Below are 26,935 nucleotides of genomic sequence, written 5' to 3' on the forward strand. Positions count from 1 at the left end.
ATTCGCGGACTTTGTGTTGGGTTCGCAACAGCCGTGCCCCTATTTTCCGCCGAACCTTGTAAGACACCTGGCCGAGCCCTGCATAGTGGGGCGCATGAATGACTGGCCCCAGGGATGGTCCGACAACAACCGCGGCAACCAATACGGACGCGGCAGCGCGAGCGCACAGCCCGAGGGCGCGCGCGTGATGCGGCAGGTCCGCCGCGGCCAGGCGGCACCCCCCGGCCAGGGGTACGGCGGGGTGCCCCGGCAGCCGTCGTACGTGAACGGCCAGGGCCACGGCGGCTACGGCGACGACACCGCCTACGACGACGGATACGACAGCGGCTACAACACCGGCCAGGTCTACGGCGGGGGCGGCGGCTCCGGCGGTACGGGGATGCGCGAGCCGCGGCCCGCGCCGAACTGGCGGCGCCGTATCAAGCTGACCGCGATAACCCTCGTGACGGTGCTGGTCGTGACGACCGTCGCCACCTACTTCTGGGCCGACGGCAAGCTCAACCGCGAGGTCGACCTGTCCAAGGTCATCGACCGGCCGGAGGCGGGCGAGGGCACGAACTACCTGATCGTCGGCTCCGACAGCCGGGCGGGCATGTCGGCCGACGAGAAGAAGAAGCTGCACACCGGCTCAGCCGAGGGCAAGCGCACCGACTCGATGATGATCCTGCACGTCGGCGGCAACGGCGACACGCTGATCTCCCTGCCGCGCGACTCGAACGTCACGATCCCGTCGTACAAGGGCTCGGAGTCCGGGAAGCTCTACCAGGGCACCGGCCGCCAGGTGAAGCTGAACGCGGCGTACGCCGAGGACGGTCCCGAGCTGCTGGTCCGCACCGTCGAGGCCAACACCGGTCTGCACATCGACCACTACGTCGAGATCGGCTTCGCGGGCTTCGCGAACATCGTCGACTCGGTGGGCGGTGTCGAGATCGACATCCCGCAGGACATCAAGGACTCCAAGTCCGGCGCGGACTTCAAGAAGGGCAAGCAGACCCTGAACGGCGAGGAGGCGCTCGCCTTCGTCCGCACCCGGTACGCGCTGCCCGGCTCGGACCTGGACCGCACGAAGAACCAGCAGAAGTTCCTGTCGGCCCTGGCCAACCAGGTCGCGACGCCGGGCACGGTCCTGAACCCGTTCAAGCTGTACCCGACCATGGGGGCCGGCCTGGACTCGCTGATCGTCGACAAGGACATGAGCCTGTGGGACCTGGCGTCCATGTTCTGGGCGATGAAGGGCGTCAGCGGCGGCGAGGGCAAGTCCATGAACATGCCGATCTCGGGCAACGCCGCGAACGGCAACCTCCAGTGGGACACCGCGAAGGTGAAGACGCTGGTGGAGCAGTTGAAGAACGACGAGACGGTGACCGTCTCCGGCAAGTGAGCACCACCCCCATGTCGAGGGCACCCCCCGAGGGGTGCCCTCGCGTGCTGTCCGGGCGGTCCTCACATGGTGGCGCCCGACATCGTGCGGCAGCTGTCGGCGCAGCGGCGACACGCCTCGGCGCAGCGCTTCATCTGGAGATCGTCCGGCATGGACATACACGCCTCGGCGCACATCTCACAGGCCTTGGCGCACATCGCGCACATCTCGGCCGACATGGGCGAGCGGCGCATCATCATGTCCGCGCACATGCGGGTCATCTCGGCGCAGTCCATGAGCGCCCGCATGATCTGCATCTGCGGCTGACCGCCCATCTGCATACAGGAGCTCATCGTCTCCTCGCAGACGGCGTGGCAGGACATGCACGCGTCGATGCAGTCCTGCATCTCCTTGCTCATCGCGGGCATGGTTCCGGGCTGGGTCATGGCTCCTCCTGGGACCAGAGGGACCCGGGGCGGGCCCCGTGCCTTTCCGTCCTACGCCCACTCGCAGCGCCGCGCCATCGGGCGGACGCGAACAATTCCCACCAGATGCCGCACGGGGCAACGTGCCCGGCATTCCGCCGGAGACCGCCGTACGGGGCCATTGGAGTTACGGACTGTAGGTCACTGTGATGCGGAGCGTGACTCACCGTCACGAGCACCCGGTCTCGTCCCCGCGCACCACAATGGACTCGCCCTGTGTCGGATCCTCCGACCGCACCTTGCGGACCTGCCGGAAGTCCGCCCCCACGATCACCTTCAGCGTCGGCCCCAGCCCCTTCACCGGCCGCAGCTCACTGCCCGGCAGCGCGGCCGCCAGCGACTTCGCCGAGCGGTCCCAGCGAGGGTCGTGGGCGACGACCGTCCGCTTCAGCGAGCGGTCCTCCGCGTCCACCGGCCGCCCGGTCGTACGGAACCCGGTGGCCGCCAGTGCCGTGTCGACGCGCTTGCCGAGGCCTTCCGTGTGCGTGGCGTTCTCCACCTGCACATGGATCTCCTGCGGGGCCACCTCCACCCGGACCACCTTGGTCCGCTTGCGGTGCACGGCCAGCGGCCGGTCCTCGCGCAGGGCCTGGAAGAGGCGCTCGGCCTTCGCGGAGTTCCACTTCACCGTGGAACCGACGCCCTTCACCTCGTATTCGAGCTGCCGGATGGGCACGGTCGTGAACTCCGACGACGAAGGCGAGAAGTTCCGCATCGCCCGCCCGAGGTCGAGCAGCTCGCCCGTCCCGAAGCCCTTGTCGGCCCGCACCGAGCCCAGTACCGCCCGTGTCACGTCCCGGAACCGCATCGGGTTCAGCAGGATCCCGGACGACGTCGCCCGCTCGATCAGCGCCGCCATGAACCGCTGCTGGCGCTGCATCCGGCCCAGGTCGGAGCCGCTGTCCACATGTCTGGCGCGCACGTACTGCAGCGCCTCGCCGCCCATCAGCCGGTGCGTGCCGGCCGGCAGGTCGAGTCCGGTGTACGAGTCCTTCAGCGGCTCGGCGGTGCACACCTGCACGCCGCCCACCACGTCCACCGTCTTCATGAAGCTGGTGAAGTCGACCTCCAGATAGTGGTCGATCTTGATGTGGGTCATGTGCTCGACCGTGCGCACGGTGAGGTTCGGGCCGCCCTCCGCGTACGCCGCGTTGATCTTGATGGGGTGCGCCTTGTGCCCCTCGCCGGCCGGTACCTCGGCGTACGAGTCACGCGGCAGGCTCACCACGCTCGCCCGCTCCCGGTCCTCCGAGATGTGCACGATCATGATGGTGTCGGTGCAGTGACAGGGGGCCCCGCCGAGCCGGTACTTGCGGCGCTCCTCCTCGCTGATGCGGTCGCGGCCGTCCGTGCCGACGAGCAGCACGTTCATCCCGTGCCCCGCCTGCGGCCGGTTCTTCATGTCCTTGAACGGGTCCACGCGGGCGATCTTCGCGTCCAGGCTGGTGACCACCGCGTGCCCGATCCCCGCCGAGGCGAGGACCACGACGGACAGCGTGGTCACCGCCCGCATCGCCCAGCGCGGCCGCTTCCGCCGTACCGGCGCGACCGGCCGCGCCCCGCCGCGGCGGGACGGCTGCGGACGGCGCTGCGCGGGAGGAGGGGACTGGCGGGGCGGCGTGGGCATGGGGGAGATACCTCCGCTGGGGCTTGCCCTGGGGGCCGTACGTGGGTCCGTGAGCACCGTAGGCCCATACGATCTCCTGCCCGGGGCAGCGACCCGGGCGGCGCGCAAGGGTGTCCCCCGTTCGCGGTAACGTGAGGCCCCTATGAACGCCAATCCCGACGTGCAGCTCCCCGCCGTGTCCGTCATCATGCCCGTCCTCGACGAGGAGCGGCATCTGCGCGGAGCCGTCCAAGCGATCCTCGCGCAGGAGTACGCCGGCGAGATGGAGGTCGTGATCGCCCTCGGTCCGTCCACGGACCGCACGGACGAGATCGCCGCCGAGCTCGTGGCCGAGGACTCCCGTGTGCACACCGTCCCCAACCCGACGGGCCGCACTCCCGCCGCGCTGAACGCCGCGATCAAGGCCTCCCGGCACCCGATCGTCGTCCGCGTCGACGGCCACGGCATGCTCTCGCCGAACTACATCGCCACCGCCGTACGGCTCCTGGAGGAGACCGGCGCGCAGAACGTCGGCGGCATCATGCACGCCGAGGGCGAGAACGACTGGGAGCGCGCCGTCGCTGCCGCGATGACCTCGAAGATCGGCGTCGGCAACGCCGCCTTCCACACCGGCGGCCAGGCGGGGGAGGCCGAGACGGTCTACCTCGGCGTCTTCCGGCGCGAGGCCCTCGAACAGCAGGGCGGCTACAACGAGGAGTTCATCCGCGCCCAGGACTGGGAGCTCAACTTCCGGATCAGGGAAGCGGGCGGCCTCATCTGGTTCTCGCCCGAGCTGAAGGTGTCGTACCGCCCGCGGCCGAGCGTGCGCGCCCTCGCCAAGCAGTACAAGGACTACGGCCGCTGGCGCCACGTCGTCGCCCGCTACCACGCCGGCTCCATCAACCTGCGCTACCTCGCCCCGCCGACGGCCGTGTGCGCGATCGCGGCCGGCCTCGTGGTGGGCGCCCTGGTCACCCCGTGGGCCCTGGTCGTCCCCGGCGGCTACCTCGCGGCGATCGCCGCCGGTTCGGTCCCGGCGGGCAAGGGCCTCCCCCTGAAGGCACGCCTCCAGATCCCGGTCGCCCTCGCCACCATGCACATGTCCTGGGGCTACGGCTTCCTGACCAGCCCGCGGTCCCTGGCGAAGAAGGTCATCGCCTCGCGCCGCCCGGCGGTGCTCAGGGCCGACGCGGCTTCGTGAGGGAACGGTCGCAGACACGAGTGAGGGTGGTCGCGGCTGTGCCACGACCACCCTCACTGCCCGCGGACGTCAGCCGCAGTGGAAGTAGCCCGACGGGGGCACGTGGTCCTGCAGGAAGTTGGCGCCGCCGTTCGGCTTCCACATGTCCAGCTCGAAGTTGATGCAGGTGTTCCGGCCGTACACCTTGACGGGACCGGCCTCGTAGCTGAAGTAGCCGTTGTCGTTGTCGTGTCCGCCGGCCTTCGACCAGAGGTCCAGGTTCATGCGGGAGCTGACGCCGTAGTAGGAGCCCGCCTTGACGGACCTCGCGCAGTTGTACGTGCCGTCCCAGTACAGGTAGGTGGTGGCGACGTGCGGGTGCGAGCTCACCGAGTAGTCGTAGTGCTTGATCTGGTCGATCAAGCTCCCGCTACAGGTGGCGGCGGCGGACGCCGTGGGGGCGACGGCCATGGGGACCGCGACGCCCAGGCCGAGGGTCATGGCCGCGGTGGTGATCCAACGGGCGGCTCTGAACTTCACGCGCTTGGACATCAGTTGGAGACCTCTCATCTCGAGACGCAAGGGAGCCGCCCACCTCGACATGGGATCTCGTGAAGCCCCCGTGAACGGCTTGAAAATAGTGGCATGTTCCGGTCATCAAATGATCATTTATGTTCATCGATGGCTGAAGATCGATCTCAATTGGCCGATAAAAGCGGAACCGCCCTCACGTTTGAGGGCGATTCCGCAGGTCGGCGCGGAGGCGTAGGGCCCAGGACGGACCGAAGGCCCCTTCCCGGACAGCGGGGAAGGGGCCTTCGTCATGGGCCGATGGCCGGTGGGGCTCAGCCGCAGTGGACGCCGTAGTCGATGCGCGTGTAGTTGGAGGCTGCGCGGCCGCCCCAGTCGATGCACTTGCCCGCGGCGGAGGCGTAGAGCGGGCCCGCGTAGTACTTGAAGGTGCCGGAGTCCTCCTCGGTGCCCTGCCTCCACACGGTGTCGGTGCGGTGCAGCCGCAGGTTGGCGCCCAGGACCATGGGCGTCCCCGGAGTGTCGCTGACGGTGACGACGCAGTTCTTGCCGGTGGAGCCGTTGTAGGTGAGGAAGGCGGTTCCGTCGCCGACGTCCATCGTGTCGATGACGCCGTAACCGGACCCGCAGGCGCCGTTGTAGGAGGCCGCCGAGGCGGTGCCGGTGGCGGCGATCGTTCCGGCGACGGTGAGGCCGATGATGGCCGCGACGGAGCCAAGTCGCTTGATTTCGAGCATGTTTGTGTCCCTGTCAGTGCCCTGAGCGGCGGTGGGTTCAGCCGCGGTGGAAGTGGCCGGAGCTCGGCACGTGGTCCTGGGTGATGTTGCTGCCGCTCAGGTTCCACACGTCTGTCTCGACGGCGATGCAGTGGTCCTTTGGGGGAGCCGGTTGTTCTGGTTCCGGTCGAGAACCGCTCAAGATCTTGTCACGTTCAAGTAGCCAATGTGAACGTTGTGTAAGCCAATGGCCAAAAATTGATCACGCTGGCCGAAAGTGCAATTCCGCGGTGGTCGGCGCCCCGAGCCTTTCGGCGGGTGACCCGGCCCGGGTCACCCGCCGGCGGTTCACCACTGGTACGGCTCGTACACGTCCATGCACTGACCGCTGTCTGCTCCGTTGATTTCGTCCGCGTTCTTCGGAAGGTCCCCGGCTTTCGGGGAAGACTGCTTCGGATACGTCGTACCCTCGCGCCAGTCGGCGCCGACAATGACGGTGACGCCGGAGACGTCGCTCGACTTCTTCACCGAACTCAGCGGGATCCCCAGCGACTTGGCGACCCGCTGAGCGTCGCCCTCCAGGTCCGTGCTCGGGTACTGCACCAAGGTCCTGTCCTCGGCGAGCGCCGCCGAGGTGTCTGCCGAGGCCTGGGTGAAGCCCTTCTGAACCAGCAGCCCACTGATCGTCCGCGCGCGGCCGGAGACCGCACCGAGGGTGCTGGACCTGGTGGCGTTCTGCACCACGACACCGATGCGGTCGTCGGCCGCCGCCGGATCCTTGGAGACCTTCTCCTCGGTCTTCTTCTTCGAGGCCGCCCCCTTGTCGTCGAAGGACACGTCGTCGCGGAGCATCTGCCACATCCGCTCGGCGCCCGTCGGGTCCGGGAGCAGGTGGTTCCGGTCCGCCGTGTCCTCGACGCTCGGCATCGTCGTCATGGTGATCCGGTCCGTCGGCACCGACTTGAGCTGCATGCCCAGGTCGTACAGCTTCTTCACGGAGCCGATCTCCTCGGAGACCGTCAGCGACTTCGTGGCCGCCTCGGCCAGGTCCATCAGGCGTCCGCCGTCGGTGAAGACGTTCTGGCTCTTCAGGGTGCGGATCATCGAGTTCATGTACATGTGCTGGGCCTTGGCGCGGCCCAGGTCGCTGTAGAAGGCGTGGCGCGTGCGCAGCCACTGCAGCGCCTGCTTGCCCTTGATGTCCTTCCGGCCGGCTTTCATCTTCAGGCCGGAGCCCCCGGGCGTTCCCGGCAGCGGGCGGTCCCACACGTTCTGGTTCACACAGACCTCGACGCCGCCGACGGCGTCCGCCATGCTCACCACACCCGCGAAGTCGATCGTCATCCAGTGGTCGATATAGACCCCGGTGAGGTTCTGCCAGGTGGCCAGGGTGCAGCCGGCCCCGCCGCGGGCCAGCGAGACGTTGATGATGTCGTTGGTCGCCGGGTAGGTCTTGCCCGTCTTCGGATCCGTGCACTTGGGTATGTCGACGCGGGTGTCGCGCGGGATGCTCACCACCGCGGCGTTCTTGCGGTCGGCGGACAGGTGGATGAGCATCTGCACGTCGCCCAGCGGCGGGTTGCCGCGGTTGTCCCTGCTGCCGCCCAGCGCAACGTTCTCGTCGGAGTCACGGCTGTCGGAGCCGATCAGCAGGATGTTCAGCGGTGTCTGTCCGGCCGCGTTGGGCGCCGTCTTCTCGGCCTTCGAGTCGCCGCTGCTGCGCTCGCCCTTCCCGATGTTGGCGTTCAGGTGCTGGTAGTAGAGATACCCGGCACCCGCGGTGCCCAGTATCACTACCGCCAGAACCGTCGCCGACCAGCGCAGTACCCGCCGTCTGCGACGCCTGCCGTCGGTTCCCCGGCCGCCTCTGCGTCGCCCGCCGCCGTGCCGGCCGCCCTGGTCGGCCGGCGTGTCCTGGTCGGCCTGCGGGGTGAGCGACATGGTGTCGTCCACCGCGGGGGCCTCCCCTCGCACACTGCTCTGCGCCAACTCTCCGCCCTTCCCCACCCTTGGCCCGACACACCGTCGCTCCGCGCCGGACCTCCCTGTCCGATGCGGAGCGAACCATGTCAGGCCACTCTGTCCGACACCGGTTCGCTACCTGTCAGACCACTGTGGGTCCGAACCGGGTTGGCCACGTGTCGGCAAAATCCACACCCGGCACGGCCACGCGGTGCGTCAGGCCAACGGCGCCTGACACAACCGCGTCCTGTGTCAGACCAACGAGAGTCCGGGACGGTTGCGTTCCCGGCCGGAGATCCGCTGCCGGGGCTTTCGTGCCGAAAAGGGCCTGTCCCACCGAAGTCGGCGGTGGTACAGGCCCGTTGGTGCCGCTACTTCGCGCACTCGACCTTGTCCGCCGTGGTCTTCGGGACGTTCGGAGTCGCCGCCGAGGTGGAGGTCATCTTCACCCCGGCCCCCTTGAAGTCCTCTCCGAGGGTGAGTGTCATCGTCGGCAGTCCCTGGGCGTTGGTGACGCTCTTGCCCGGCTTCATCGCGGATCCGGACAGGCCCATGATGTCGGCCAGCCTGCGTGCCTGGTCCGCCTGGTCGGGTGCGTACTCGAGCGTCGTCTTGGCCTGGCCGGCGTCCGCGTTGCCGGCGTTCTCGGACTTGGTCACGCCCGCCTCGAGCTGCAGCCAGTTGAGCTCTGCCTGGGCGCTGCCGCCCGGAGCGCCGCCGTTGAGGATCCGCACCCGGACCTCCGAGGCGTCGGCCTTGGTGCCCTTCAGGCGGGCGGCGACTGCCGCCTTCTCCTTCGCCTCCTTCTTCTTCACCTCGGTGAAGGAGGTGTCGTTCTTGATCATCTGGAAGACCTGGGGCGCACGCGACTCGTCGACGATGACCGTTTTCTTGACGGCGCCGTCGTCGGGGTTGTCGGCCACCGGCACCGTCAGGAAGGTGATGTTCTTCGTCGGCACCTTCTTCAGCTCCAGGGCCAGGTCCTTGAGCGTGCTGACCTTGCCGATGCCCTTGTCGACGGTGAGCGCATTGGTGGCCGCTTCGGCCAGCTTCACCAGCTTCGTCGGGCTGGTGAGCGTGTCGCTGGAGGACATCTTGCGCATCAGGGAACCCAGGAACTGCTGCTGCACCTTGATGCGGTCGAGGTCGCCCTGGTTGCCGAAGCTGTGCCGGGTGCGCACGAAGGCGAGGGCCTGCTCGCCCTCGATCGTGTGCGGGCCGGCCGACAGCTTGAGCTTCGACTCCTTGTCGTTGACGTCCTTGGCGAGGCAGATGTCCACGCCGCCCACTGCCGTCGTCAGCGTCTTGACCGCGTTGAAGTCGGCCATCGCGAAGTGGTTCACGTCGACGCCGGTGACCTCTTCGACCGTCTTCATGGTGCAGCCCGGGTTCCGGCCGTCCTGCCCGAGACTCGTGTTGAAGCGCTCCTTCTGCGTGCCCGGGATGATCTTCCCGTCCTTGCCCTCGCAGTCGGGGATGTCGACGACCAGGTCGCGCGGGATGCTCATCGCGGTCGCGTTCGTACGGTCCTTGGAGACGTGCAGCAGGATGTTGGTGTCGGCATGGCCGACGCTGCCCTTGTCGCCGTAGCCCTCGTTGCCGGCGCCGGTCCGCTTGTCGGTGCCGATGATCAGGATGTTGAAGGCCTGGTCCTTGCTGAAGCCGTTGTCGGCCACGTTGCCGACGTCCTCGGCGGTGACGTTGCCCTCGAGGTGCTTCAGATACCAATAGGCGGCTCCGGCGGTGCCGACCAGGACGAAGGCCATGATTCCGCCGGTCCAGATCAGGGCCTTCTTCGCCTTGTTCTTCTTCGCCGGCCGACGACCGCGACGCCCCGGCAGCGGCTCTTCGGGCGCCCCCCGGCGCCGGCGCTGCGGCGGGACCTCACGGCCCGGCGCCGGACGCGTCTCGCGCCCAGGCGCCGCGGACCGGTTGCGCACCGCATCCCCGGTGCCCCCCGCGGCCGCACCGGCTGTGCGTGAGGCGGCGCCGGCGCGGGAGACAGCTCTGCGCTGTCCGGGGACCGGTGACTGCGGTGCGGAAGTACTCAGTCGCAGTTCGTATTCGCCGGTGCTCGGATTGAGTACCCACTGGTCTGCGGGGTCGATGTCGTCCGCCCGCCCACGGCCTTGCGCGTCCACGGTTGTCTGAATCCTCCGTCGGGGCCACGCGGCGCCTTCCCCCTCCAAGGCGCTCGGGTCTCTTTCGGTCAAACAGTGCGCAAGCCTAACTACGGCCGGGTGCACCGGATCGCTCACACTATCCGGCCAGATCAGCGTCAAGCGACGACGGTGACAAATTCCACGTCCCTACAACTGGGCAATCCGACCCATTTCTTTGAATTGGGGTTCGCCGACTTGGTGAGCGTTTTACCTGCAGGGGTTCTCGGCGGCGGTGTTGCCTCGGAAGGTGGGGGGTGGAGGAGTGGGATCGGCGGCTTCGACGAGCCGCTTCGTAGCGGACGTAGGCCCTTCGGAGCCGTGGTGCATTTCGGGTGAATCGGCTACTTCCACCGGCGTGTCGGTGCGCAGTCGCTCGAAGAGCCGCTCGGCCTCCGGCTCCCTGAGTTGGTCGCGATTGGCGTTGTGCGTGTACGACTCCCGGGGCACGGTCAGGAATTGCACGCGTTCGGTGGGGATGTCGCGCACGCCGCGCACGAGTTCGTACAAACCGCGCAAGTTGGCCAGGGCGGGGTCGGTGGTGAGGGAGGACGTGGCGGCGTCCAGGACGGGGTAGAGCCTGACCGGGTTCAGCAGGACGTCGTTGCTCTGGACCTTGTTGACCAGCGCGGCGAGGAAGCGCTGCTGGCGGTGTATGCGGTCGGTGTCGCTGCCGTCGCCGAGGGACTTGCGGGCGCGGACGTAGCCGAGGGCCTGTTCGCCGTTGAGGGTCACCTTGCCGGCCGGGAGGCGCAGCTTGGCGGCCTTGTCGTTGATCGGCTCGGTGAGGCAGATCTCCACGCCGTCGAGGGCGTCGATCATCTCCTTGAAGCCGTGGAAGTCGACGACCATGTGATGGTCGATACGGATGTCGGTGAGCCGCTCGACGGTACGGATGGTGCAGGCCGAACCGCCGACCTGGAAGGCGTAGTTGAACATCGCGAACATCGGGTCGCTGCGGGTGCCGTTCTGCCGTCGGCACCCGGGGACGTCGACCATCAGGTCGCGGGGTATCGAGACGGCGGTGGCGCTGCGGCGCTCGGCGGACAGGTGCAGCAGGATGGTGGTGTCGGACCGCTCGGTGCCCGAGTCGCGCCCGTAGCGCCGGTTGGCCTTGCCCGCCCTGGAGTCCGAGCCGATCAGCAGGATGTTCTGCGCGCCGCGCACGAGTGAGGTGGGGCGCTCCTTCTCGTACCGCGCGAGTTCCGCGGCGGCGGCCTCGTCGGCGGTGATGTTGGAGTCGAGCTTGGCGTAGACGGCCCAGCCGGCTCCGGCGGCGCCCACGAGCACCAGCCCCACCCCGAGCGCCCCGCGCCGCACCCACCGCCACCTACGCCGCCGCCCGACACCGGAACCTCCGGGGCGTGGGCGTGCGATGCGGGTCACGGCTGGCTCCACTCCTCAGGGCAGCGAGCTGCGGGTGGTGTGGGCTGTTGTTACGACCATGGCCCGAGTGGGGGGTGAGGGGTGGGTGGTGATGGGCTGAACGGGTGACGGGGCCTGCGGCGGTTGGGCCGGGGTGCCGTGCGGCTTGGGTGGGGGTGCGCGTTGATGCCTGCGGCAGCCTCCGGCGGTTGGGCGGGGGGTGCCTGCGGCGCCTGTGCGGGTGGGGTGGGGGTGCGGGTAGCGCCTGCGGGCGTGTTCTGGGTCGGGGCCGTGCCGGGGGGTGTCCGTCCTCGGAGCCGGCGGCGGGACCTAGGCCGGGAGGTGCTGCGTATTGACGCCGGCCACTGCGGGCGGACACCCCCCGGCAGCCCTTCCCGCCGTGGGCGACTGCGGGCCCGTGGCGCTACGGGCCGCCATGCCGCCCCCGCTGCGAGCCGTCACGCCGACCCAGACGCAGGTCGGCACCAGCCTGCGTAGCTGCGGGCAGTCGTGCCGCTGGGGCGGCTCCGGACCCACAGAGGCGGCACCCCGCCGGCGCCGGGCTGCGCGACCCACCCCCCGGCCGGCCTCGGCGTCGGGCAAGCCACAAGCAGGCGGCACCTGGGGCACAGGGCCGCCCTCGCAGTCACCCGGCGCCGGGCTGCGTGCCCGGCGTCACCGCGCCGTGGCCGTCACCCGCTCGCTCTCGATCCGCTTCGCCAGCGCCTCCTCGCCCAGCGACTCGAGGTGCCGGCACAGGACCACCGACCCACCCGTCGCCAGCGCCGCGTACAGCCCGGCGTTGAGGCCCTCCCAGGTGTCGTACGGCAGGGCCGACAGGATCCGTGAGCCAGGTCCCGTGAGGCCGAGCCCCGTCGCCTCGGCCTGGGCGCGTTCGACGACCTCGGCGCCGCTGAACTCCCGGCCGGCCACGATCAGCGCCGGATCCTCGGGATCGACCGGCGCGTACGGCACGAAACGGTCACCCTGACTCGGCACCTCCACGGCGTAGTCGGCGAACCCGGCCGGCGCCTGCGGGAAACGGCCCCCCAGCGGTCGTAGCGCCAAGGCGACCCGCTCACCCCGGCACGCCCGCGCAGCCTCCAGCGACTCCGGCCCGCTCACGACCACGTCGGCCACCGCCGGATCCCCGCCCACGTCCGCGATCGTGCCCACCGACGAACACGCCAGCAGCCACACCGCCGTCTGCCAGTGCGCGGGCAGCAGCAACGCGACCCGGTCGCCCGGCCCGGCCCCGAGGTCGCCCTGGAGCAGGTTCGCGGTCTTGGCCACCCAATTGGCGAAGGTGGCCACGGACAATTCGACGCGTTCCCCGGTGGCGTCGTCGTAGAAGGTCACCAGGGGACGTCCGGGATCCGCGGCGAGCGCGGAACGCAGCAGGTCGGCAGGGGTGCGATCAGAGGCGTTCACCCGCGCAAGGGTACGCGGACCGGCGTACACGCACCGCCGGTTGGCGGCACCCTGGCGCCACCGTTTCGGGTGAATCGCCGACCGACACCCTGTCAATTCCGCAATGGACAGGTTTGTAAGGCTATGTCCACTATCAGGAGCATGCGTGGATTCCTTGCTTCCTCGATCGGTGTCACGTGCGCGGTCGCTCTCGCTCTCCCGCTCACCCCACCCGCCGTCGCGGCGACCGCGAGACCGGCGCTCGGCGCGGAAGCGGCCACGCGCGGGGAGACGGTGGCCACGGCGCCCGGTCCGACGGTGCGTCATGACAGCGCCGAGCCGTCCGTCCCCGGCAGCACCCAGTCGCTGCCCCTCGCCCCCCGCGGCCGTGACCGCGACGGTGCCCCCGTCGAACAGGGGCTGTCCCGCCGGGACGTACCGCACTTCTCCCTCGTCGGCGTCGTCTGGGACGACCCGGGCACCGAACTGCACGGCCGTGTCCAGGTCCGCACCCGCGCGGCCGGCACCGGCACCTGGTCCGGCTGGCAGGACCTCGAGACGCACAACGCCGAGCACGCGGCCGACCCGGATACCCCAGAGGCCCGCTCCAGCCGGGTGCGCGGCTCCACGGCACCGTTGTGGGTCGGCGAGTCGGACGGTGTCGAGGTCCGGGTCACGGCGGAGCCCGCCGAGGGCCGGTCCGAGGAGCGCACACCCGGCGCCGGCGACCCGGCCCCGACAGCCGGCACCGAGGCCTCCCCGCTGCCCGCCGGCCTCCACCTCGAACTCGTGAACCCCGGCGATCCGGCCCCCGCACCGGGTGAGCCCGGCGCCCCCCGTCCCGGTTCCCTCAAGGCCGAGACCGCCGAGACCGCCGAGGCCCTCGCCGCCTCCGCCGCCGACGCCGCCACCTCGGCCGCCAACGTCGAACTCGCGCCCCTCGGCGCCGCGGAGATCCCCGCGCTCGGCCGGGCCGAGACCGAGCGGGAGATGGTGGTCCTGCGCGGGGGCGAGTTGACGCAGGAACAGCAGGCGAAGCCGTACATCGGGCCGCGGCCGCGCATCGTCACGCGGCGCGGCTGGGGCGCGAACGAGAGGTGGCGGGAGAGGAGTTTCGCCTACACGAAGAAGGTGAAGGCGGCGTTCGTGCACCACACGGCGACCGGTGCCAGGTACTGGTGCTCGCAGGCCCCCTCGCTCATTCGCGGTATCTACCGCTACCACGTCGTGAGCATGGGCTGGCGCGACATCGGCTACAACTTCCTCGTCGACAAGTGCGGAAACATCTACGAGGGACGCGCCGGGGGAGTGGCGAAGCCGGTCCTCGGCGCGCACACTCTCGGTTTCAACTCCAACACCATGGGCATCGCCGTCCTCGGCAGCTACGGCTCCAGCAGGCCGTCCGCTGCCGCCGTGCGGGCCATCGCCCGGCTCACGGCTTGGAAACTGGGGCTCTACGGCGTCAATCCGCGTGGAAAGACATACCTGAAGTCCGGCGGTGGCAATCTCTACCGAAAGGGAAAGAACGTACGACTGAACGCGATCTCCGGCCATCGGGACGGCTACTCCACGGAGTGCCCCGGACGGCAGCTCTACCGCAAGCTCGGCTCGGCACGCGCCACGGCGGCCCGCTACCAGGGACGTTGAGGAGCGGGCGGAGTGCATCGGGGGGCATGCGGGGGCGCCACGGCGGTCGCGGGGTGCCATGGCGATGGCATGGGGACGGCCATGGCGATGGCATGGGAATGGCCATCTGGTTGGCCATGGGGTCGTATTCACCGCTGTCGGGGGACAAGTGGCGGAGGGAATGCCGCACTGCCGTCGAGGGCGCCGCACAACGGTCTGCATACACTGGCCGGCCGAAAGACAGTTCGGCCGGTCCCGGCAGGAAGCAGAGACGACAGGTGACAGAAGCGATCCTCCTGGTCGGCGGCAAGGGCACTCGGTTGCGTCCGCTCACCGTGCACACGCCGAAGCCCATGGTGCCGGCGGCAGGAGTGCCGTTCCTCACGCACCAGTTGGCGAGAGCGAGAGCGGCGGGGGTGGAGCACATCGTCCTGGCGACGTCGTACCTGGCCGAGGTCTTCGAGCCGTACTTCGGCGACGGCTCGGCGCTGGGCCTCCACCTGGAGTACGTGACGGAGGAGGAGCCCCTCGGCACCGGCGGAGCGATCCGCAACGTGGCCTCCCGCCTGCACTCGGCCCCCGACGACCCGGTCCTCATCTTCAACGGCGACATCCTGACGGGCCTGGACATCAAGGCACTGGTGCGTACCCACGAGCAGACGGGCGCGGACATCTCCCTCCACCTCACCAAGGTGACGGATCCGAGGGCGTACGGCCTGGTCCCCACGGACGAGACGGGCCGGGTGACGGCGTTCCTGGAGAAACCGCAGACCCCCGAGGAGATCGTCACCGACCAGATCAACGCGGGGGCGTACGTCTTCCGCCGCTCGGTCATCGACGCGATCCCGGCGGGCCGCCCGGTCTCGGTGGAGCGCGAGACGTTCCCGAACCTCCTGTCGGCCGGAGCCCACCTCCAGGGCATGGTCGACTCGACGTACTGGCTGGACCTGGGCACCCCGGCCGCCTTCGTCCGAGGCTCGGCGGACCTGGTACTCGGCCGGGCCCCGTCCCCCGCGGTCCCCGGCCGCTGCGGCGACCGCCTGATCCTCCCCACGGCCACGGTGGCCCCCGACGCCAAGCTGACCGGCGGCACGGTCGTGGGCGAGGGCGCGTTCGTCGCCGAGGGCGCGCGCGTCTTCGGCAGCACGATCCTCCCGGGCGCCGTCATCGAACCCGGCGCAGTCATCACCGACTCCCTCATCGGCACCCGCGCCCGCGTCGGCGAACGCTCCGTCCTCACCGGCACGGTCATCGGCGACGGCGCGGTGATCGGCGCCGACAACGAGCTGAGGGAGGGCGCACGAGTGTGGTGCGACGCGCGGATCCCGGCGGGGGCGGTGCGGTTCTCGCCGGATCTGTAGGAGCGCCGAGCACAGGCCACAACCGCCCCGACCCCCCGCCCGCAGCGTACGGTCACCACTCGACGCCGGGAACTCGGCCGCACGCACCGACGGTCACTTCCAGCGTCGGCCTGCATCTTCCAGCCGGTCCGGAGTTCGAGGCCGGGGCTGCAACCGCCCCGAGTTCCCGCCCACCCGAAGGGGGCTTCGCCTCGTGACGCGGGTCAGGGCATTCCGGCCGGTCCGGGGTCTGAGGCCGAGGCACGACCGTCCCGAGCCCCCGCCCGCCCGAAGGGGGCTTCGCCTCGTGACGCGGGTCAGGGCATTCCGGCCGGTCCGGGGTCTGAGGCCGAGGCACCACCGTCCCGAGCCCCCACCCACCCGCAGGGGGCAGCCACCTCTCGACGCCGGTCCACGTCATCCAGCCCGTCCGGCGTTTGAGGACAAGGCCCCTTCAGGGCCGGCGGGGGTCCAGGGGGCGGAGCCCCCTGGCGGGGTCGAAGGGGTGGAGCCCCTTCAGGATGGGACGGGTAGGGGCGGCGGGGGCGAAAACCGCCGCCGACGGCAACCGCAGCGCCCGCCGCCCCGTCACAGCCGCCCGATATCCCCCCGAGGCATCCGCGGCGCCCGCCGCCCCGGCACCCGCCCACTCAGCAGAATCAACCGAGCCGCCCGATGCCGCTGCCCCGCATACGGCTCCAGCAACTCCAGCATCACGGAGTCATCCGCATCCCGATCCCCCGCCAGCGCCCACCCCACGATCCCGGGCAGATGCAGATCCCCTACCGTCACCGCATCCGGCGCCCCATGACTACGCTGCACAACCTCCGCCGACGTCCACGGCCCGATCCCCGGCACAACCTCCAACCGAGCCTGCGCCTGAGCCGGAGACATCCGCACCGCCTCCTCCAGCCGCGCAGCAACCCGCACAGCCCGCAGAATCGTGGACGCCCGCTTGTTGTCGACCCCGGCCCGATGCCACTCCCAGGACGGAATCAGCCGCCAGGTCTCCGCATCCGGCATCACACACATCCGCCCGGGCGCGGGCCCCGGCGCCGGCTCCCCGTACTTCCGCGCCAGCAACCGCCACGCCCGATACGCCTCATCGGTCGTGACCTTCTGCTCCAGAACCGACGGAATCAACGACTCCAGCACCAGCCCGGTCCGCGTCAGCCGGAGCCCCGGCCGCCGATGCCGAGTGAGCGCCACCAGCCGATGCCGCGGCACGAAGGCGGACGGATCGTCGGCCGCCCCGAGCAGTTCCGGCAACTGCTCCAGCAGCCACTCGGCCCCCGGCCCCCAGGCCTCACCCCGCACTTCGGCACCCCGCGCGCTGACCCGCAACGTTCCCGGCCCGGCGGGCGTAAGAGTGGCACGCCACACGGACCCGTCCGGCATCGCCCGGAACGTCGGATCCCCAGGCCCACGCCGCAAGGGCCCGAGCACGATCCCGAGATCGAGCGGCCCGTCCGGCACCACCGTCCGCACCCTCCCCGGCGCGACAGCCTGCCGAGGGACACCCGCAGGCACAGCGACATGCCCACCTCGCACACTCGTACGCGTGGGGCGCGGAGCAAAACGTCCTGCCACGAAGAATCCCGGGAAGCAGCTAGGTACCGACGAGAGCTACGAGCCTAGGCGCTCCCACGCCATCAAAGGCGCGTATCGCGCCCTGAGGGCCTGCGGTCTGCGGGACTGCGGGCCTGATGGCCGCGCTGCTGTACGGACAGCGAACCGTATCGATACGGACAGCGAGCCGTATCGATGTACGACTCTGCCCGCGACGACACGCCCACATGCAACAGAGCCGCAGCCACCCACCCACCCACCGATCCCCTCACCAAACCGCCGTCCCCGGCCCACCCAGCAAAGCGTCACCGCACCTCGATGAACCCCCCGGCCTCCCGCTCAGGCCGCGGCCGAGGTTCCTCCGCCGGATGACCGACCGCCACCGCCCCCATCGGATCCCAGTCCTCCGGCAGCCCGAGCACCTCCCGCACCACATCCCGGCAGAACATGGTCGACGACACCCAGGCCGAGCCCAGCCGCTCCCCGGCCAGCGCGACCAGGAAGTTCTGCACCCCTGCCCCGGCGGCGACCACGAACATCTCCCGCTCGGCCCCGTCCCGCCGCGCGTCGCCATAGGTGTGCGAGCCGTCCATCACCAGACACGGCACGACGAGATACGGCGCATTCCGCAGCACATCTCCCCGCCGCACCCGCTTCGCGATCGACTCCTCGCTCTTGCCGTCCCGCCGCAGATCGGCGATCCACGCATCCCGCATCGCATCGAGCAGCCGCGTCCGCGACTCCTGAGACTCCAGCAGCACGAACCGCCACGGCGTCGTGTGATGCGGCGCCGGCGCCGTGACAGCCGCCGCGACCGCTCTTCGTACGGCCCCGGGGTCGACGGGTTCGTCAGTGAAGGCCCGTACGGTACGGCGCCGGGTGACCGCCTCCCGTACCGCCTCCGACGTCCCGAGCCGGAACATGTCGTCGCGCGCGTCGCGCACCAAGACCCGCGCCCCCTCCCCGTGCTCCTCGGCCACCATGTGCGCCAGCCCGCGCACGACGGCGACGGGCAGCCCGGCGGCCTTGCCCTTCACGAGATCACCGGCGGCGGCCAGTTCGTCCGCCGTCGCCACGACGGTCGCGCTCAGCGGATTGCCGTACGCGTCCGTGCCCCCGCGCAGATCATCGAGTACGCGCACACCGGCGGCGCCGATCGCCACGTCCGTGAGCCCCGAGCGCCAGGGCCGCCCGAAGGTGTCGGTGACGACGACCCCGACGTCGACACCGAGGGCGTCCCGCAGCCCGTCCCGGATCGCCCGCGCGGACGCGTCCGGGTCCTCGGGCAGCAACAGCACGGTTCCGGCGGGGGTGTTGGAGGCGTCCACGCCGGCTGCGGCCATCACGAGGCCCTGTCGGTTCTCGACGATGCGCAGGGCGCCGCGGCGCGCGACGACCCGTACCGTCTCCGCGTCGATGGCGGCCTCGCGGTCGGCCGCCTCGACGATCCGTCCCTCCGCCTTGGAGACGATTTTCGAGGTGACCAGGAGTACGTCCCCGTCGGCGAGGCCGGGTTCGGCGGCGGCGATCAGTTTCGCGAGGTCGTCGCCCTGCTGGACCTCGGGCATCCCGGAGACGGCCCAGACCCGGTAGCCGTCCGCGGACACGTCACCGGACACGTCGTAGGACACCTCGCTCAAGCGCCCCGCACCTCCTCCGCCAGCGCCAGCGCCTCGCGGGCCATCTGCGCGGCCGCGTCGATGTCGGTCATCATCAGCGGCACGGCCCGGCAGCGGATCCCGGCCGCCTCGACCCGCTCCACGGCGCCCGAGTCCACGGTGTCGACGAGCCAGCCGTCGAGGAGCCCCGAGCCGTAGTGCTCGGCCACCGCCGCGGCCGTCGACTCCACGCCGACCGCCGCGAGCACCTTGTCGGCCATCCCGCGCACGGGCGCGTCCCCGACGATGGGAGACAGGCCCACGACCGGCACGCCCGCGTCGGCGATCGCCTCCCGGATGCCGGGCACGGCGAGGATCGTGCCGACCGAGACGACCGGGTTGGACGGCGGGAAGAGGATGACGTCCGCCTCGGCGATCGCCTCCAGGACGCCCGGCGCGGGCTTGGCCTGCTCCGCGCCGACCGGCACGATCGCCTCCGCCGGTACGGACGCCCGCAGCCGCACCCAGTACTCCTGGAAGTGGACGGCCTTGCGCTCGCCGTCCACCTCGACCGCGACATGCGTTTCCACGCGGTCGTCGGTCATGGGGATGAGACGGACTCCCGGCTTCCAGCGGTCGCACAACGCCTGCGTCACCGCGCTGAGCGGATAGCCCGCGCCGATCATCTGCGTCCGCACGATGTGCGTGGCGAAATCCCGGTCGCCCAGCCCGAACCACTCCGGTCCGACGCCGTACGCGGCGAGCTCCTCCTTGAGGTGGAAGGTCTCGTCGGACCGGCCCCAGCCCTGCTCCTCGTTGATGCCGCCGCCCAGGGTGTACATCACCGTGTCGAGGTCCGGGCAGACCTTCAGTCCGAAGAGGTGGATGTCGTCCCCGGTATTGCCGATGACCGTGATGTCCGCGTCCGGCACGGCCCGCTTCAGACCACGCAGGAACCGGGCACCACCGATGCCGCCTGCCAGAACCACAATGCGCATGGGAGCCAGTCTTGCAGGCGGGTACGACAACGGGTCAGGCAGTCACCGGAGTCGGCTCGATACGGGTCAGGCAGTCACCGGAGTGGGCTCGATACGGGCCTCGCAGGCCCGGGCGGCGTGCATGGGCATCTCGGTCAGACCCGGGTAGTACACGTGCAGGCTGACCGCCGGCTCCAGCGCGTCGTTCGCCACTTCGTGGACATAGCCCGGCGCGAACACCCGCTGTGCGCCCGCCTTCAACGCGCGCGTGCCACGCTCCGTGCGCTCGGTCAGCGTGCCGTCCAGGACCGTCAGGACGCCGGAGGACGGGCCGTGGTCGTGCAGTCCGCTGCCCTGTCCGGGGACCCAGGACAGCAGCCACACCTCGTAGCCGGGGCCCGTGCGCAGCCGGTGGTACCAGCGCGTGGTCGCGTCGTACTGGACGAGGTGCTCCCACTGGGAGCGGTCGGCGGCGATGGAGCGGGCCAGGCCGACGAAGTCGGCGACGGTGGCGGGGTGCTCGCGCGGTGCCTGGAGGAGGTGCGGGACTTCGAGGATGTCGCCGGCGATCTGGAGGTCGCTGTCGCTGTTCATGGGGTGCGGTGGTTCCTCAGTGAAAGAAGGTCAGAGGGAACGGAAGCCGAGCGGGCGGGCGACTCGGCCTACAGCTGGAGCAGGTGTGGCTCAACAGCTGGGACAGCAACAACAGCTACAGCGACCCCGGGCAGCACCGAGGGACCCGGCGGTGCGGGTCGAGGTGAGTGCCAAGTTCGCGAGCATGCCCACAAGGACATCGGCTCACGCCTCCACTGTCAACTTGACGCCCGTCATGTGGGACGCGTTTCACCTCATCCGGTGCATCTGTGTGGCGAAAGGTTTGTCCATGGGGTGACCGGGACACATGGCGCACAACCGGGCGCACGGGCGTCGTTGTGATCCTGTGATCCGACTGTGATCCGGTTCGCTTCTACGCGTGCGTGCAACGAGATCGAACTTCTGGGCGTCCTTTTCCGTACAGGCTCTGCGGAGGGCCGGAGGCCCTCCCGGGCCTCGCCTGCTTGTCAAGGTTTATGCCGATTTGAACACTTTCCGCTAGGCCTTGGTTCCGCAGAGTGAATAAGGGGCTCAATAGCAGATCTCGGCTTGACTCGCCCGGAGCAGCACACTTGTAATTTCACTCGTGTCGTTCAGCCGAAATCGGTAACGGCAACATCACGGGGACGCGAAAGACAGACGAGGGGCGCACATGACCGAGCTGGTGCAGCAACTGCTGGTCGACGACGCGGACGAGGAACTCGGCTGGCAGGAGCGCGCGCTGTGCGCCCAGACCGACCCCGAGTCCTTCTTCCCCGAGAAGGGCGGCTCCACCCGCGAGGCCAAGAAGGTCTGCCTCGCCTGTGAGGTCCGCTCCGAGTGCCTCGAATACGCCCTCGCCAACGACGAGCGCTTCGGCATCTGGGGCGGCCTGTCCGAGCGCGAGCGCCGCCGGCTGAAGAAGGCCGCTGTCTGACGAAACGGCTCACAACCGCACGTACATACGTCTCGTACGGCCCGTCGCAGGTGGGTTATCCACAGGCGGCGGGCCGCCGTCATGCCCAGCCGATAGTGTGGTCGCTCGTCCGAGACGCCCCGTCGCCCCCTGGGGGCACAGGCGTCCACCGCAGTCCATCGAACCGGGGCCTGTACCTCGATGTCCGTGCACAGCCACCCGGCAGCCCATCACGACCCCGCTGCCGCACCTGAGTTTCCGCGTCATGTGGTGACCGCGGTGCTCGTCTCCCACGACGGAGCCCGCTGGCTGCCCGACGCGCTCGCCGGGCTGCTCGGCCAGGAGCGCCCCGTCCAGTTCGCCATGGCCGCCGACACCGGCAGCGCGGACCAGTCCGCGCAGCTGGTCACCGACGCCCTCGGCGACGATCGCGTACTGCATCTCGCCCGGCGCACCGGATTCGGCCAGGCCGTCGAGGAGGCCAACCGCTCCGCCCCCGTCCTCACCCCGGACGAGCTGACGTACCTGAAGCGGCCGAGCGGCTGGGACCCCGTCACGCGCACATGGCGCGACGACGCCTACGACCTGCCCGAACTCCCCCACGGGGAGCCGGTGCAGTGGCTCTGGCTCCTGCACGACGACTGCGCCCCCGAACCCGACGCCCTTGCCCAGCTGCTGCGCGTGGTGGAGAACGAGTACGAGCTGGACCGCGACGACGTCGCCGTCGTCGGCCCCAAGCTGCGCGGCTGGTACGACCGCCGGCAGCTCCTCGAGGTCGGCGTCACCATCGCCAACTCGGGCCGCCGCTGGACCGGCCTCGACCGCCGCGAGCAGGACCAGGGCCAGCACGACCACGTCCGGTCCGTGCTGTCCGTGTCCACCGCCGGCATGCTGATCCGGCGCGACGTCTTCGAACAGCTGGGCGGCTTCGACCGGCGCCTGCCGTTGATGCGCGACGACGTCGACCTGTGCTGGCGTGTCACGGCCGCCGGCCACCGCGTCCTCGTCGCGCCCGAAGCAGTCGTACGACACGCCGAGGCGGCCTCCCGCGAGCGCCGCACCGTCGACTGCGTGGGCCGCACCGCCGCCTCCCCGCACAAGGTCGACAAGGCGGGCGCCGTCTACACCCTGCTGGTCAACACGCGTACGGCCGTGCTGCCCTGGGTGCTGCTGCGCCTCGTGCTCGGCACGGTCCTGCGGACCCTGGCCTACCTCGTGGGCAAGGTCCCCGGGCAGGCCCTCGACGAGATCCGTGGCCTCATGGGCACACTGCTACGCCCCGAGCGGATCATCGCCGGGCGGCGCAGGCGTGGGAACCCCGTGATCGACAAGGGCGAACTGCGGGCGCTGTTCCCGCCGCCCGGAGCGACCGTGCGGGCCACCATCGAGCAGGTCGCGGGCAACCTCATGGGCAGCTCCGATCCCGAGGCGGCCGCCGGCGCCGGACGGCACGGCAGCGCGATCGAGTCCGGGCCCGGCGGCGACGACGCCGACTTCCTGGAGATAGAGCAGTTCGCCCGCCTCAAGCGCATCGCCCGCAAGCCCGGCCCGGTGCTCTTCCTGGTGCTGCTGCTCGTCTCACTGATCGCGTGCCGCGGGCTCCTCGGCGGCGGCGCGCTCGCGGGCGGCGCGTTGCTGCCCGCCCCGGCCGACTCCGGCGAGCTGTGGTCCCGCTACCTGGACGCCTGGCACCCGGTGGGCGCCGGCGGCACCACGTCCGCGCCGCCGTACCTCGCGATCGTGGCGATGCTCGCCTCCGCGCTGCTGGGCTCGACCGGACTTGCGGTAACGGTCCTGCTGGTCTGCTCGGTGCCACTGGCCGGGTTCACCGCCTACTTCGCCTCCCGCTCCCTCGTCGAGTCCCGCCTGCTGCGCGCGTGGGCGGCCGTCGTCTACGCCTTCCTGCCCGCCGCCACCGGCGCACTCGCCGGCGGCCGCATCGGCACCGCCGTCCTCGCCGTCCTGCTGCCGCTCATCGCGCGCGCGGGCATCGCGGCGAGCGGCCTGACGAGCCCCTCGGGTGCGCGCGGCAGTTGGCGCGCGACCTGGGCGTACGCGCTGCTGCTGACGATCACCACGGCCTTCACGCCGATCGTGTGGCCGATCGCGCTGGTCCTCGGGCTCGGCCTGCTGGCGGTGCGGCGCTCCGACATCACCGCCTACGGCCTGCGCTTCCTGGCCCAGTTCGGCGTGCCCCTTCTGGTGCTCGCGCCCTGGTCGCTGTCGCTGCTTCCGTTCGGATTCTTCCAGGAGGCCGGCCTGGAGTACGGCTCCTCGGCGGCCTCCGCCCTGGACCTGCTCGGCGCCAGCCCCGGCGGACCGGGCACAGTCAGCGGACTGATGCTCGTCGGCGTCGTCCTGGCCGCGCTGGCCGCCCTGCTGCGCACCGAGCGGCAGTTCGGCATCTGGACCGCCTGGGCGATCGCCCTGGTCGGCCTCGTCTTCGCCGCCCTGGCCAACAGCTCCACCTGGGCCGGCCCCGCGACCCTCGTCTACGGCATCGCCCTCCTGGCCGCCGCGCTGCTCGGCGCCGACGGGGCACGCTCGCGCGTGGCCGAGCAGAGCTTCGGCTGGCGCCAGCCGGTCGCCGCGCTGATCGCCTTCGCCGCCGCTGCGGGCCCGCTGCTCGTCGCCGCCGGCTGGATGATCCGCGGCGCCGACGGACCGCTGGAGCGACGCGACCCCGTGCAGGTGCCCGCGTTCGTCGCCGAGGACAGCAGCACCCCCGACCAGGCCCGCACCCTCGTCCTCGACAGCGAGTCCTCGGCCCAGGTCGGCTACATGCTCGTCCGCGGCTCCGGCGCCCGCCTCGGCGACGCCGAACTCGCCGCTGCCGACGGGGAGAACGCCAAGCTCGACAAGATCGTCGCCAACCTCGTCGCCGGCTCCGGCGCCGACCAGGCCGACCAGCTGGGCGCGTTCGCGGTGCGTTACGTCCTCGTCCACAAGGGCGCACCCCGCGAGGTCGCGCGCGTGCTGGACGCCACGCCCGGACTGCAGCGGCTGAGTGAGCAGAACGGCAGCGCGTTGTGGCGGGTCGACCGGCAGGTATCGCGTGCGGCCGTCGTCTCCGGGTCCGGGTCGGGCTCGGGCTCGGGTGAGCCTCAGACCGTTGCTGCAGGGCCCGTGGAGATCCACACCACGATTCCGAGCGGCGCCGAAGGGCGTGTCCTGCGCCTCGCCGACAGCGCCGACGACGGCTGGACGGCCACCCTGGACGGCAAGCCGCTCACCCCGACCACGGTCGACGGCTGGGCCCAGGGCTTCGAACTCCCGGCTTCTGGCGGCCGGTTGGACGTCGTCTACGACGACCCGATCGGCCACACCGCCTGGCTGTGGACCCAGGGCTTCCTCGCCCTCGTCCTCGTCGTGATGGCCCTGCCGGGGCGTCGCCGCGACGTCGACGACGACATGCCCGAGGAGGCACCTGTGCCGGCCGAGGCCATGGCCGGCGAGGGGCGGCGGGCCCGTCGGCTGCGCGCCCAGGCCGAGGCCGAAGAGGCCGGTCAGGCAGGGGCGTTCCCCTCTCCTCCGGAGCAGCCCCCTGCGGTGATTCCGCAGCAGCAGTCCTACGGCATGGGGGCGACCCCGGACGAGGGCACTCCCACCTGGGGGACGGACACGCCCAATTACGCCGGCGCCGAGTACGGCGGCTCCGGCGGCGAGCAGTACCAGGGCGGGCAGCAGTACCCGGCGGGCGGCGCTTACGACCAGACGTACCAAGCGGACCCGTACCAGGCGGATCCGTACCAGGGCGGCCAGTACGACCCGTACGCGTACGGCGGGCAGCCTCAGGCGGGGGCGTACGACGCCTCGTACGACCAGACCTACCAGCAGGGTTACGACGCCACCTACGACCCGGCACAGCAGCATCCGCACGGCAGCGAGCGTTCCGACGGGAGCCAGCAGTGAACCGCACGACCCTGTCCCTGATCGCCGGTGCCGGCGCCCTGGCCGCCATAACCGGGGTCGCGGCGCTCACCACGCCGGACGCGTCCGGGACGACCACCGCGAAGGCGGCCGCCGAGCTGCCCGTGGAGCGGACGAGCCTGGTATGTCCGGCGCCGAGCACCTCGGACCTCGCCGAGACGACCTACACGTCGTTCACGCCCGTCACGAAGGGGGCGGGGAGCGGTGGGAAGGCGGAACTGCGGTCCGGGGCGGAGGAGTCGGGCGACGCGGCGGACGCCAAGGGCAAGGCCGACGGCAAGGGTAAGAAGGCCGGTGACGCGGGCAAGGCCGGCAAGCCCGTCCTGGTCGGCAAGGAGCCGGGGACGCCGGTGACCGAGGACGCGTCCGGGGCCGACTCGCCGGCGCTCATCGGGACCGCCGACGGGAAGTTCGCGCCCGGCTGGACCGTGCAGCAGACCACGGAGGTCGCGGCGGGCACGGGGCGTGGTCTGCAGGGCGTCAACTGCATCGCGCCGGACACCGAGTTCTGGTTCCCGGGCGCCAGTACGGCTGCCGACCGCACGGACTACGTCCATCTGACCAACCCCGACGACTCCGCCGCCGTCGTCGACATCGAGCTGTACGGCAAGGACGGTGCGCTCGAGACCACGGTGGGGGAGGGGATCACGGTCCAGCCGCACTCGGGTGAGCCGATCCTGCTGTCCACGCTCACCAGTGAGAAGCAGGAGAACGTGACCGTGCACGTGAGTGTGCGCAGTGGTCGGGTGGGTGCTTCGGTGCAGGCGCTGGACGACAAGCTCGGTGCGGACTGGCTGGCCGCGTCCGCCGATCCCGCGGAGAGTCTGGTGCTGCCCGGCATTCCCAAGGACGCCAAGGCCGTTCGGCTGGTCGCCTTCACGCCGGGGGACACGGATGCGGATCTGAAGGTGCGGCTTGCTTCGCCCTCCGGGGAGATCACGCCTGCCGGGAACGAGACGCTGCATGTCAAGGCCGGTATGACCAGTGCGGTGGACCTCGGCGACGTGATGCGGGGCGAGGCGGGGTCGCTGCTGCTGACGCCCACGGACACGGATCGGGGCGTGCCGGTGGTTGCGGCGGTTCGGGTGGTGCGGGGGGAAGGCGCCAAGCAGGAGACGGCGTTCATCCCGGCGAGCCGGCCGGTCGGCACGCGCGCGACGGTGGTCGACAACAGGGCGAAGGGCACAACACTGTCCGTGACGGCGCCGTTCCGCTCCGCCGAGATCAAGGTGACGGCGTCGGCGGGGAGCGGGGGCGGTACGGCCACCTCGAAGACGTTCACGATCAAGTCCGGGACGACACAGGACGTGGAAGTGCCGGTGCCGAGCGGATTGAAGGGCACGTACGCGCTGACCGTGGAGTCGGTGTCGGGCGGACCGGTGTACGCGTCCCGGACGCTGACGGCAACGACGGAGGGCGTGCCCGGCTTCACGGTACAGACGCTGCCGGACGACCGGGGGATGGTGGCTGTGCCGGAGGCGGACGAGGACTTGTCCGTGCTGCAGAAGTAGGTCTTCTGGCGGTTGGGTGGGGGCGTGCGTTGATGCCTGCGGCGCCTGTGCGGGTTCGGTGGGGGTGCGCGTAGCGCCTGCGGGTGGTTTGTGGGTCGGGGCCGTGCCGGGGGGTGTCCGT

Annotated in this window: 19 protein-coding genes; 7 read left to right on the top strand and 12 right to left on the bottom strand. The window is 70.6% G+C overall.

Translation table 11 applies throughout. The features are described from left to right. Positions 1-94 precede the first annotated feature (94 nt). Positions 95-1,381 (top strand): LCP family protein, encoded by a 1,287-nt coding sequence (locus tag ACZ7L6_RS23090; protein WP_471926751.1) that lies wholly within the window; start codon positions 95-97, stop codon positions 1,379-1,381. Between the two features lie 62 nt (positions 1,382-1,443). Here ACZ7L6_RS23090 and ACZ7L6_RS23095 read toward each other — a convergent pair whose 3' ends face one another. Together ACZ7L6_RS23095 and ACZ7L6_RS23100 are read right to left on the bottom strand one after the other, a co-directional pair. Continuing rightward, on the bottom strand, positions 1,444-1,806 hold the full coding sequence (locus ACZ7L6_RS23095; RefSeq protein WP_471926753.1) for a four-helix bundle copper-binding protein: 363 nt from the start codon (positions 1,804-1,806) through the stop codon (positions 1,444-1,446). 208 nt (positions 1,807-2,014) lie between these two features. Next, on the bottom strand, positions 2,015-3,472 hold the full coding sequence (locus ACZ7L6_RS23100) for an LCP family protein (protein ID WP_471926755.1): 1,458 nt from the start codon (positions 3,470-3,472) through the stop codon (positions 2,015-2,017). A gap of 142 nt (positions 3,473-3,614) precedes the next feature. Between ACZ7L6_RS23100 and ACZ7L6_RS23105 the strand changes: the two genes are divergently transcribed. Then, positions 3,615-4,652 carry a glycosyltransferase family 2 protein gene (locus tag ACZ7L6_RS23105; RefSeq protein ID WP_471926757.1) on the top strand — a complete coding sequence of 346 codons (1,038 nt, stop codon included), beginning with the start codon at positions 3,615-3,617 and terminating at the stop codon, positions 4,650-4,652. Between the two features lie 69 nt (positions 4,653-4,721). On the opposite strand, the gene ACZ7L6_RS23110 is transcribed toward ACZ7L6_RS23105, so the two are convergent. The 6 genes from ACZ7L6_RS23110 to ACZ7L6_RS23135 all read right to left on the bottom strand — a co-directional run bounded on the left by ACZ7L6_RS23110 (position 4,722) and on the right by ACZ7L6_RS23135 (position 12,795). Then, complete coding sequence (locus ACZ7L6_RS23110) at positions 4,722-5,183, bottom strand: hypothetical protein (RefSeq protein WP_471926759.1); 462 nt, start codon at positions 5,181-5,183, stop codon at positions 4,722-4,724. Between the two features lie 293 nt (positions 5,184-5,476). Next, a complete protein-coding gene (locus ACZ7L6_RS23115) occupies positions 5,477-5,899 on the bottom strand; it encodes a spore-associated protein A (RefSeq protein ID WP_471926761.1) in 423 nt (140 codons plus the stop codon). A gap of 327 nt (positions 5,900-6,226) precedes the next feature. Next, entirely contained in the window at positions 6,227-7,819 is a 1,593-nt protein-coding gene (locus ACZ7L6_RS23120; RefSeq protein ID WP_471926831.1) for an LCP family protein, read from the bottom strand. A 392-nt stretch (positions 7,820-8,211) separates the two neighbouring features. Next, positions 8,212-9,981, bottom strand: a complete 1,770-nt coding sequence (locus tag ACZ7L6_RS23125; protein WP_471926763.1) for an LCP family protein — start codon at positions 9,979-9,981, stop codon at positions 8,212-8,214. Between the two features lie 228 nt (positions 9,982-10,209). Continuing rightward, on the bottom strand, positions 10,210-11,385 hold the full coding sequence (locus ACZ7L6_RS23130) for an LCP family protein (RefSeq protein ID WP_471926765.1): 1,176 nt from the start codon (positions 11,383-11,385) through the stop codon (positions 10,210-10,212). Positions 11,386-12,039: 654 nt separating this feature from the next. Continuing rightward, positions 12,040-12,795 (bottom strand): TIGR03089 family protein, encoded by a 756-nt coding sequence (locus ACZ7L6_RS23135; protein ID WP_471926767.1) that lies wholly within the window; start codon positions 12,793-12,795, stop codon positions 12,040-12,042. A 141-nt stretch (positions 12,796-12,936) separates the two neighbouring features. Here ACZ7L6_RS23135 and ACZ7L6_RS23140 point away from each other — a divergent pair, with 141 nt between their 5' ends. After that, entirely contained in the window at positions 12,937-14,421 is a 1,485-nt protein-coding gene (locus ACZ7L6_RS23140; protein ID WP_471926769.1) for a peptidoglycan recognition protein family protein, read from the top strand. 257 nt (positions 14,422-14,678) lie between these two features. Next, the gene (gene manB, locus ACZ7L6_RS23145) at positions 14,679-15,761 is read left to right on the top strand and encodes a mannose-1-phosphate guanylyltransferase (RefSeq protein WP_471926771.1); all 1,083 of its coding nucleotides are present in this window, start codon (positions 14,679-14,681) and stop codon (positions 15,759-15,761) included. Positions 15,762-16,328: 567 nt separating this feature from the next. Here manB and ACZ7L6_RS23150 read toward each other — a convergent pair. The 4 genes from ACZ7L6_RS23150 to ACZ7L6_RS23165 form a co-directional block, all read right to left on the bottom strand. Further along, entirely contained in the window at positions 16,329-17,330 is a 1,002-nt protein-coding gene (locus ACZ7L6_RS23150; protein ID WP_471926773.1) for a DNA-3-methyladenine glycosylase family protein, read from the bottom strand. A gap of 284 nt (positions 17,331-17,614) precedes the next feature. Beyond that, on the bottom strand, positions 17,615-18,940 hold the full coding sequence (locus tag ACZ7L6_RS23155; protein WP_471926833.1) for a coenzyme F420-0:L-glutamate ligase: 1,326 nt from the start codon (positions 18,938-18,940) through the stop codon (positions 17,615-17,617). A 5-nt stretch (positions 18,941-18,945) separates the two neighbouring features. Continuing rightward, positions 18,946-19,905 (bottom strand): 2-phospho-L-lactate transferase, encoded by a 960-nt coding sequence (gene cofD / locus ACZ7L6_RS23160; protein ID WP_471926775.1) that lies wholly within the window; start codon positions 19,903-19,905, stop codon positions 18,946-18,948. A 66-nt stretch (positions 19,906-19,971) separates the two neighbouring features. Continuing rightward, positions 19,972-20,478 carry a cysteine dioxygenase gene (locus ACZ7L6_RS23165; RefSeq protein WP_471926777.1) on the bottom strand — a complete coding sequence of 169 codons (507 nt, stop codon included), beginning with the start codon at positions 20,476-20,478 and terminating at the stop codon, positions 19,972-19,974. A gap of 652 nt (positions 20,479-21,130) precedes the next feature. Between ACZ7L6_RS23165 and ACZ7L6_RS23170 the strand changes: the two genes are divergently transcribed. From ACZ7L6_RS23170 to ACZ7L6_RS23180, 3 genes are all read left to right on the top strand, one after another. Further along, on the top strand, positions 21,131-21,394 hold the full coding sequence (locus ACZ7L6_RS23170) for a WhiB family transcriptional regulator (protein WP_003975777.1): 264 nt from the start codon (positions 21,131-21,133) through the stop codon (positions 21,392-21,394). Positions 21,395-21,574: 180 nt separating this feature from the next. Further along, entirely contained in the window at positions 21,575-25,285 is a 3,711-nt protein-coding gene (locus ACZ7L6_RS23175) for a glycosyltransferase family 2 protein (RefSeq protein ID WP_471926779.1), read from the top strand. After that, on the top strand, positions 25,282-26,814 hold the full coding sequence (locus tag ACZ7L6_RS23180; RefSeq protein WP_471926781.1) for a DUF5719 family protein: 1,533 nt from the start codon (positions 25,282-25,284) through the stop codon (positions 26,812-26,814). The genes ACZ7L6_RS23175 and ACZ7L6_RS23180 overlap by 4 nt, the downstream gene beginning before the upstream one ends. The last annotated feature ends 121 nt before the right edge of the window (positions 26,815-26,935 follow it).

The sequence above is a fragment of the Streptomyces sp. NPDC107522 genome (assembly GCF_055657525.1).

Coding starts and splice junctions, on each gene's coding strand:
- ACZ7L6_RS23120 (WP_471926831.1), bottom strand. CDS start 7,819: ATGTCGCTCACCCCGCAGGCCGACCAGGACACGCCGGCCGACCAGGGC.
- cofD (WP_471926775.1), bottom strand. CDS start 19,905: ATGCGCATTGTGGTTCTGGCAGGCGGCATCGGTGGTGCCCGGTTCCTG.
- ACZ7L6_RS23095 (WP_471926753.1), bottom strand. CDS start 1,806: ATGACCCAGCCCGGAACCATGCCCGCGATGAGCAAGGAGATGCAGGAC.
- ACZ7L6_RS23170 (WP_003975777.1), top strand. CDS start 21,131: ATGACCGAGCTGGTGCAGCAACTGCTGGTCGACGACGCGGACGAGGAA.
- ACZ7L6_RS23100 (WP_471926755.1), bottom strand. CDS start 3,472: ATGCCCACGCCGCCCCGCCAGTCCCCTCCTCCCGCGCAGCGCCGTCCG.
- ACZ7L6_RS23110 (WP_471926759.1), bottom strand. CDS start 5,183: ATGTCCAAGCGCGTGAAGTTCAGAGCCGCCCGTTGGATCACCACCGCG.
- ACZ7L6_RS23175 (WP_471926779.1), top strand. CDS start 21,575: ATGTCCGTGCACAGCCACCCGGCAGCCCATCACGACCCCGCTGCCGCA.
- ACZ7L6_RS23165 (WP_471926777.1), bottom strand. CDS start 20,478: ATGAACAGCGACAGCGACCTCCAGATCGCCGGCGACATCCTCGAAGTC.
- ACZ7L6_RS23115 (WP_471926761.1), bottom strand. CDS start 5,899: ATGCTCGAAATCAAGCGACTTGGCTCCGTCGCGGCCATCATCGGCCTC.
- ACZ7L6_RS23105 (WP_471926757.1), top strand. CDS start 3,615: ATGAACGCCAATCCCGACGTGCAGCTCCCCGCCGTGTCCGTCATCATG.
- ACZ7L6_RS23090 (WP_471926751.1), top strand. CDS start 95: ATGAATGACTGGCCCCAGGGATGGTCCGACAACAACCGCGGCAACCAA.
- ACZ7L6_RS23140 (WP_471926769.1), top strand. CDS start 12,937: ATGCGTGGATTCCTTGCTTCCTCGATCGGTGTCACGTGCGCGGTCGCT.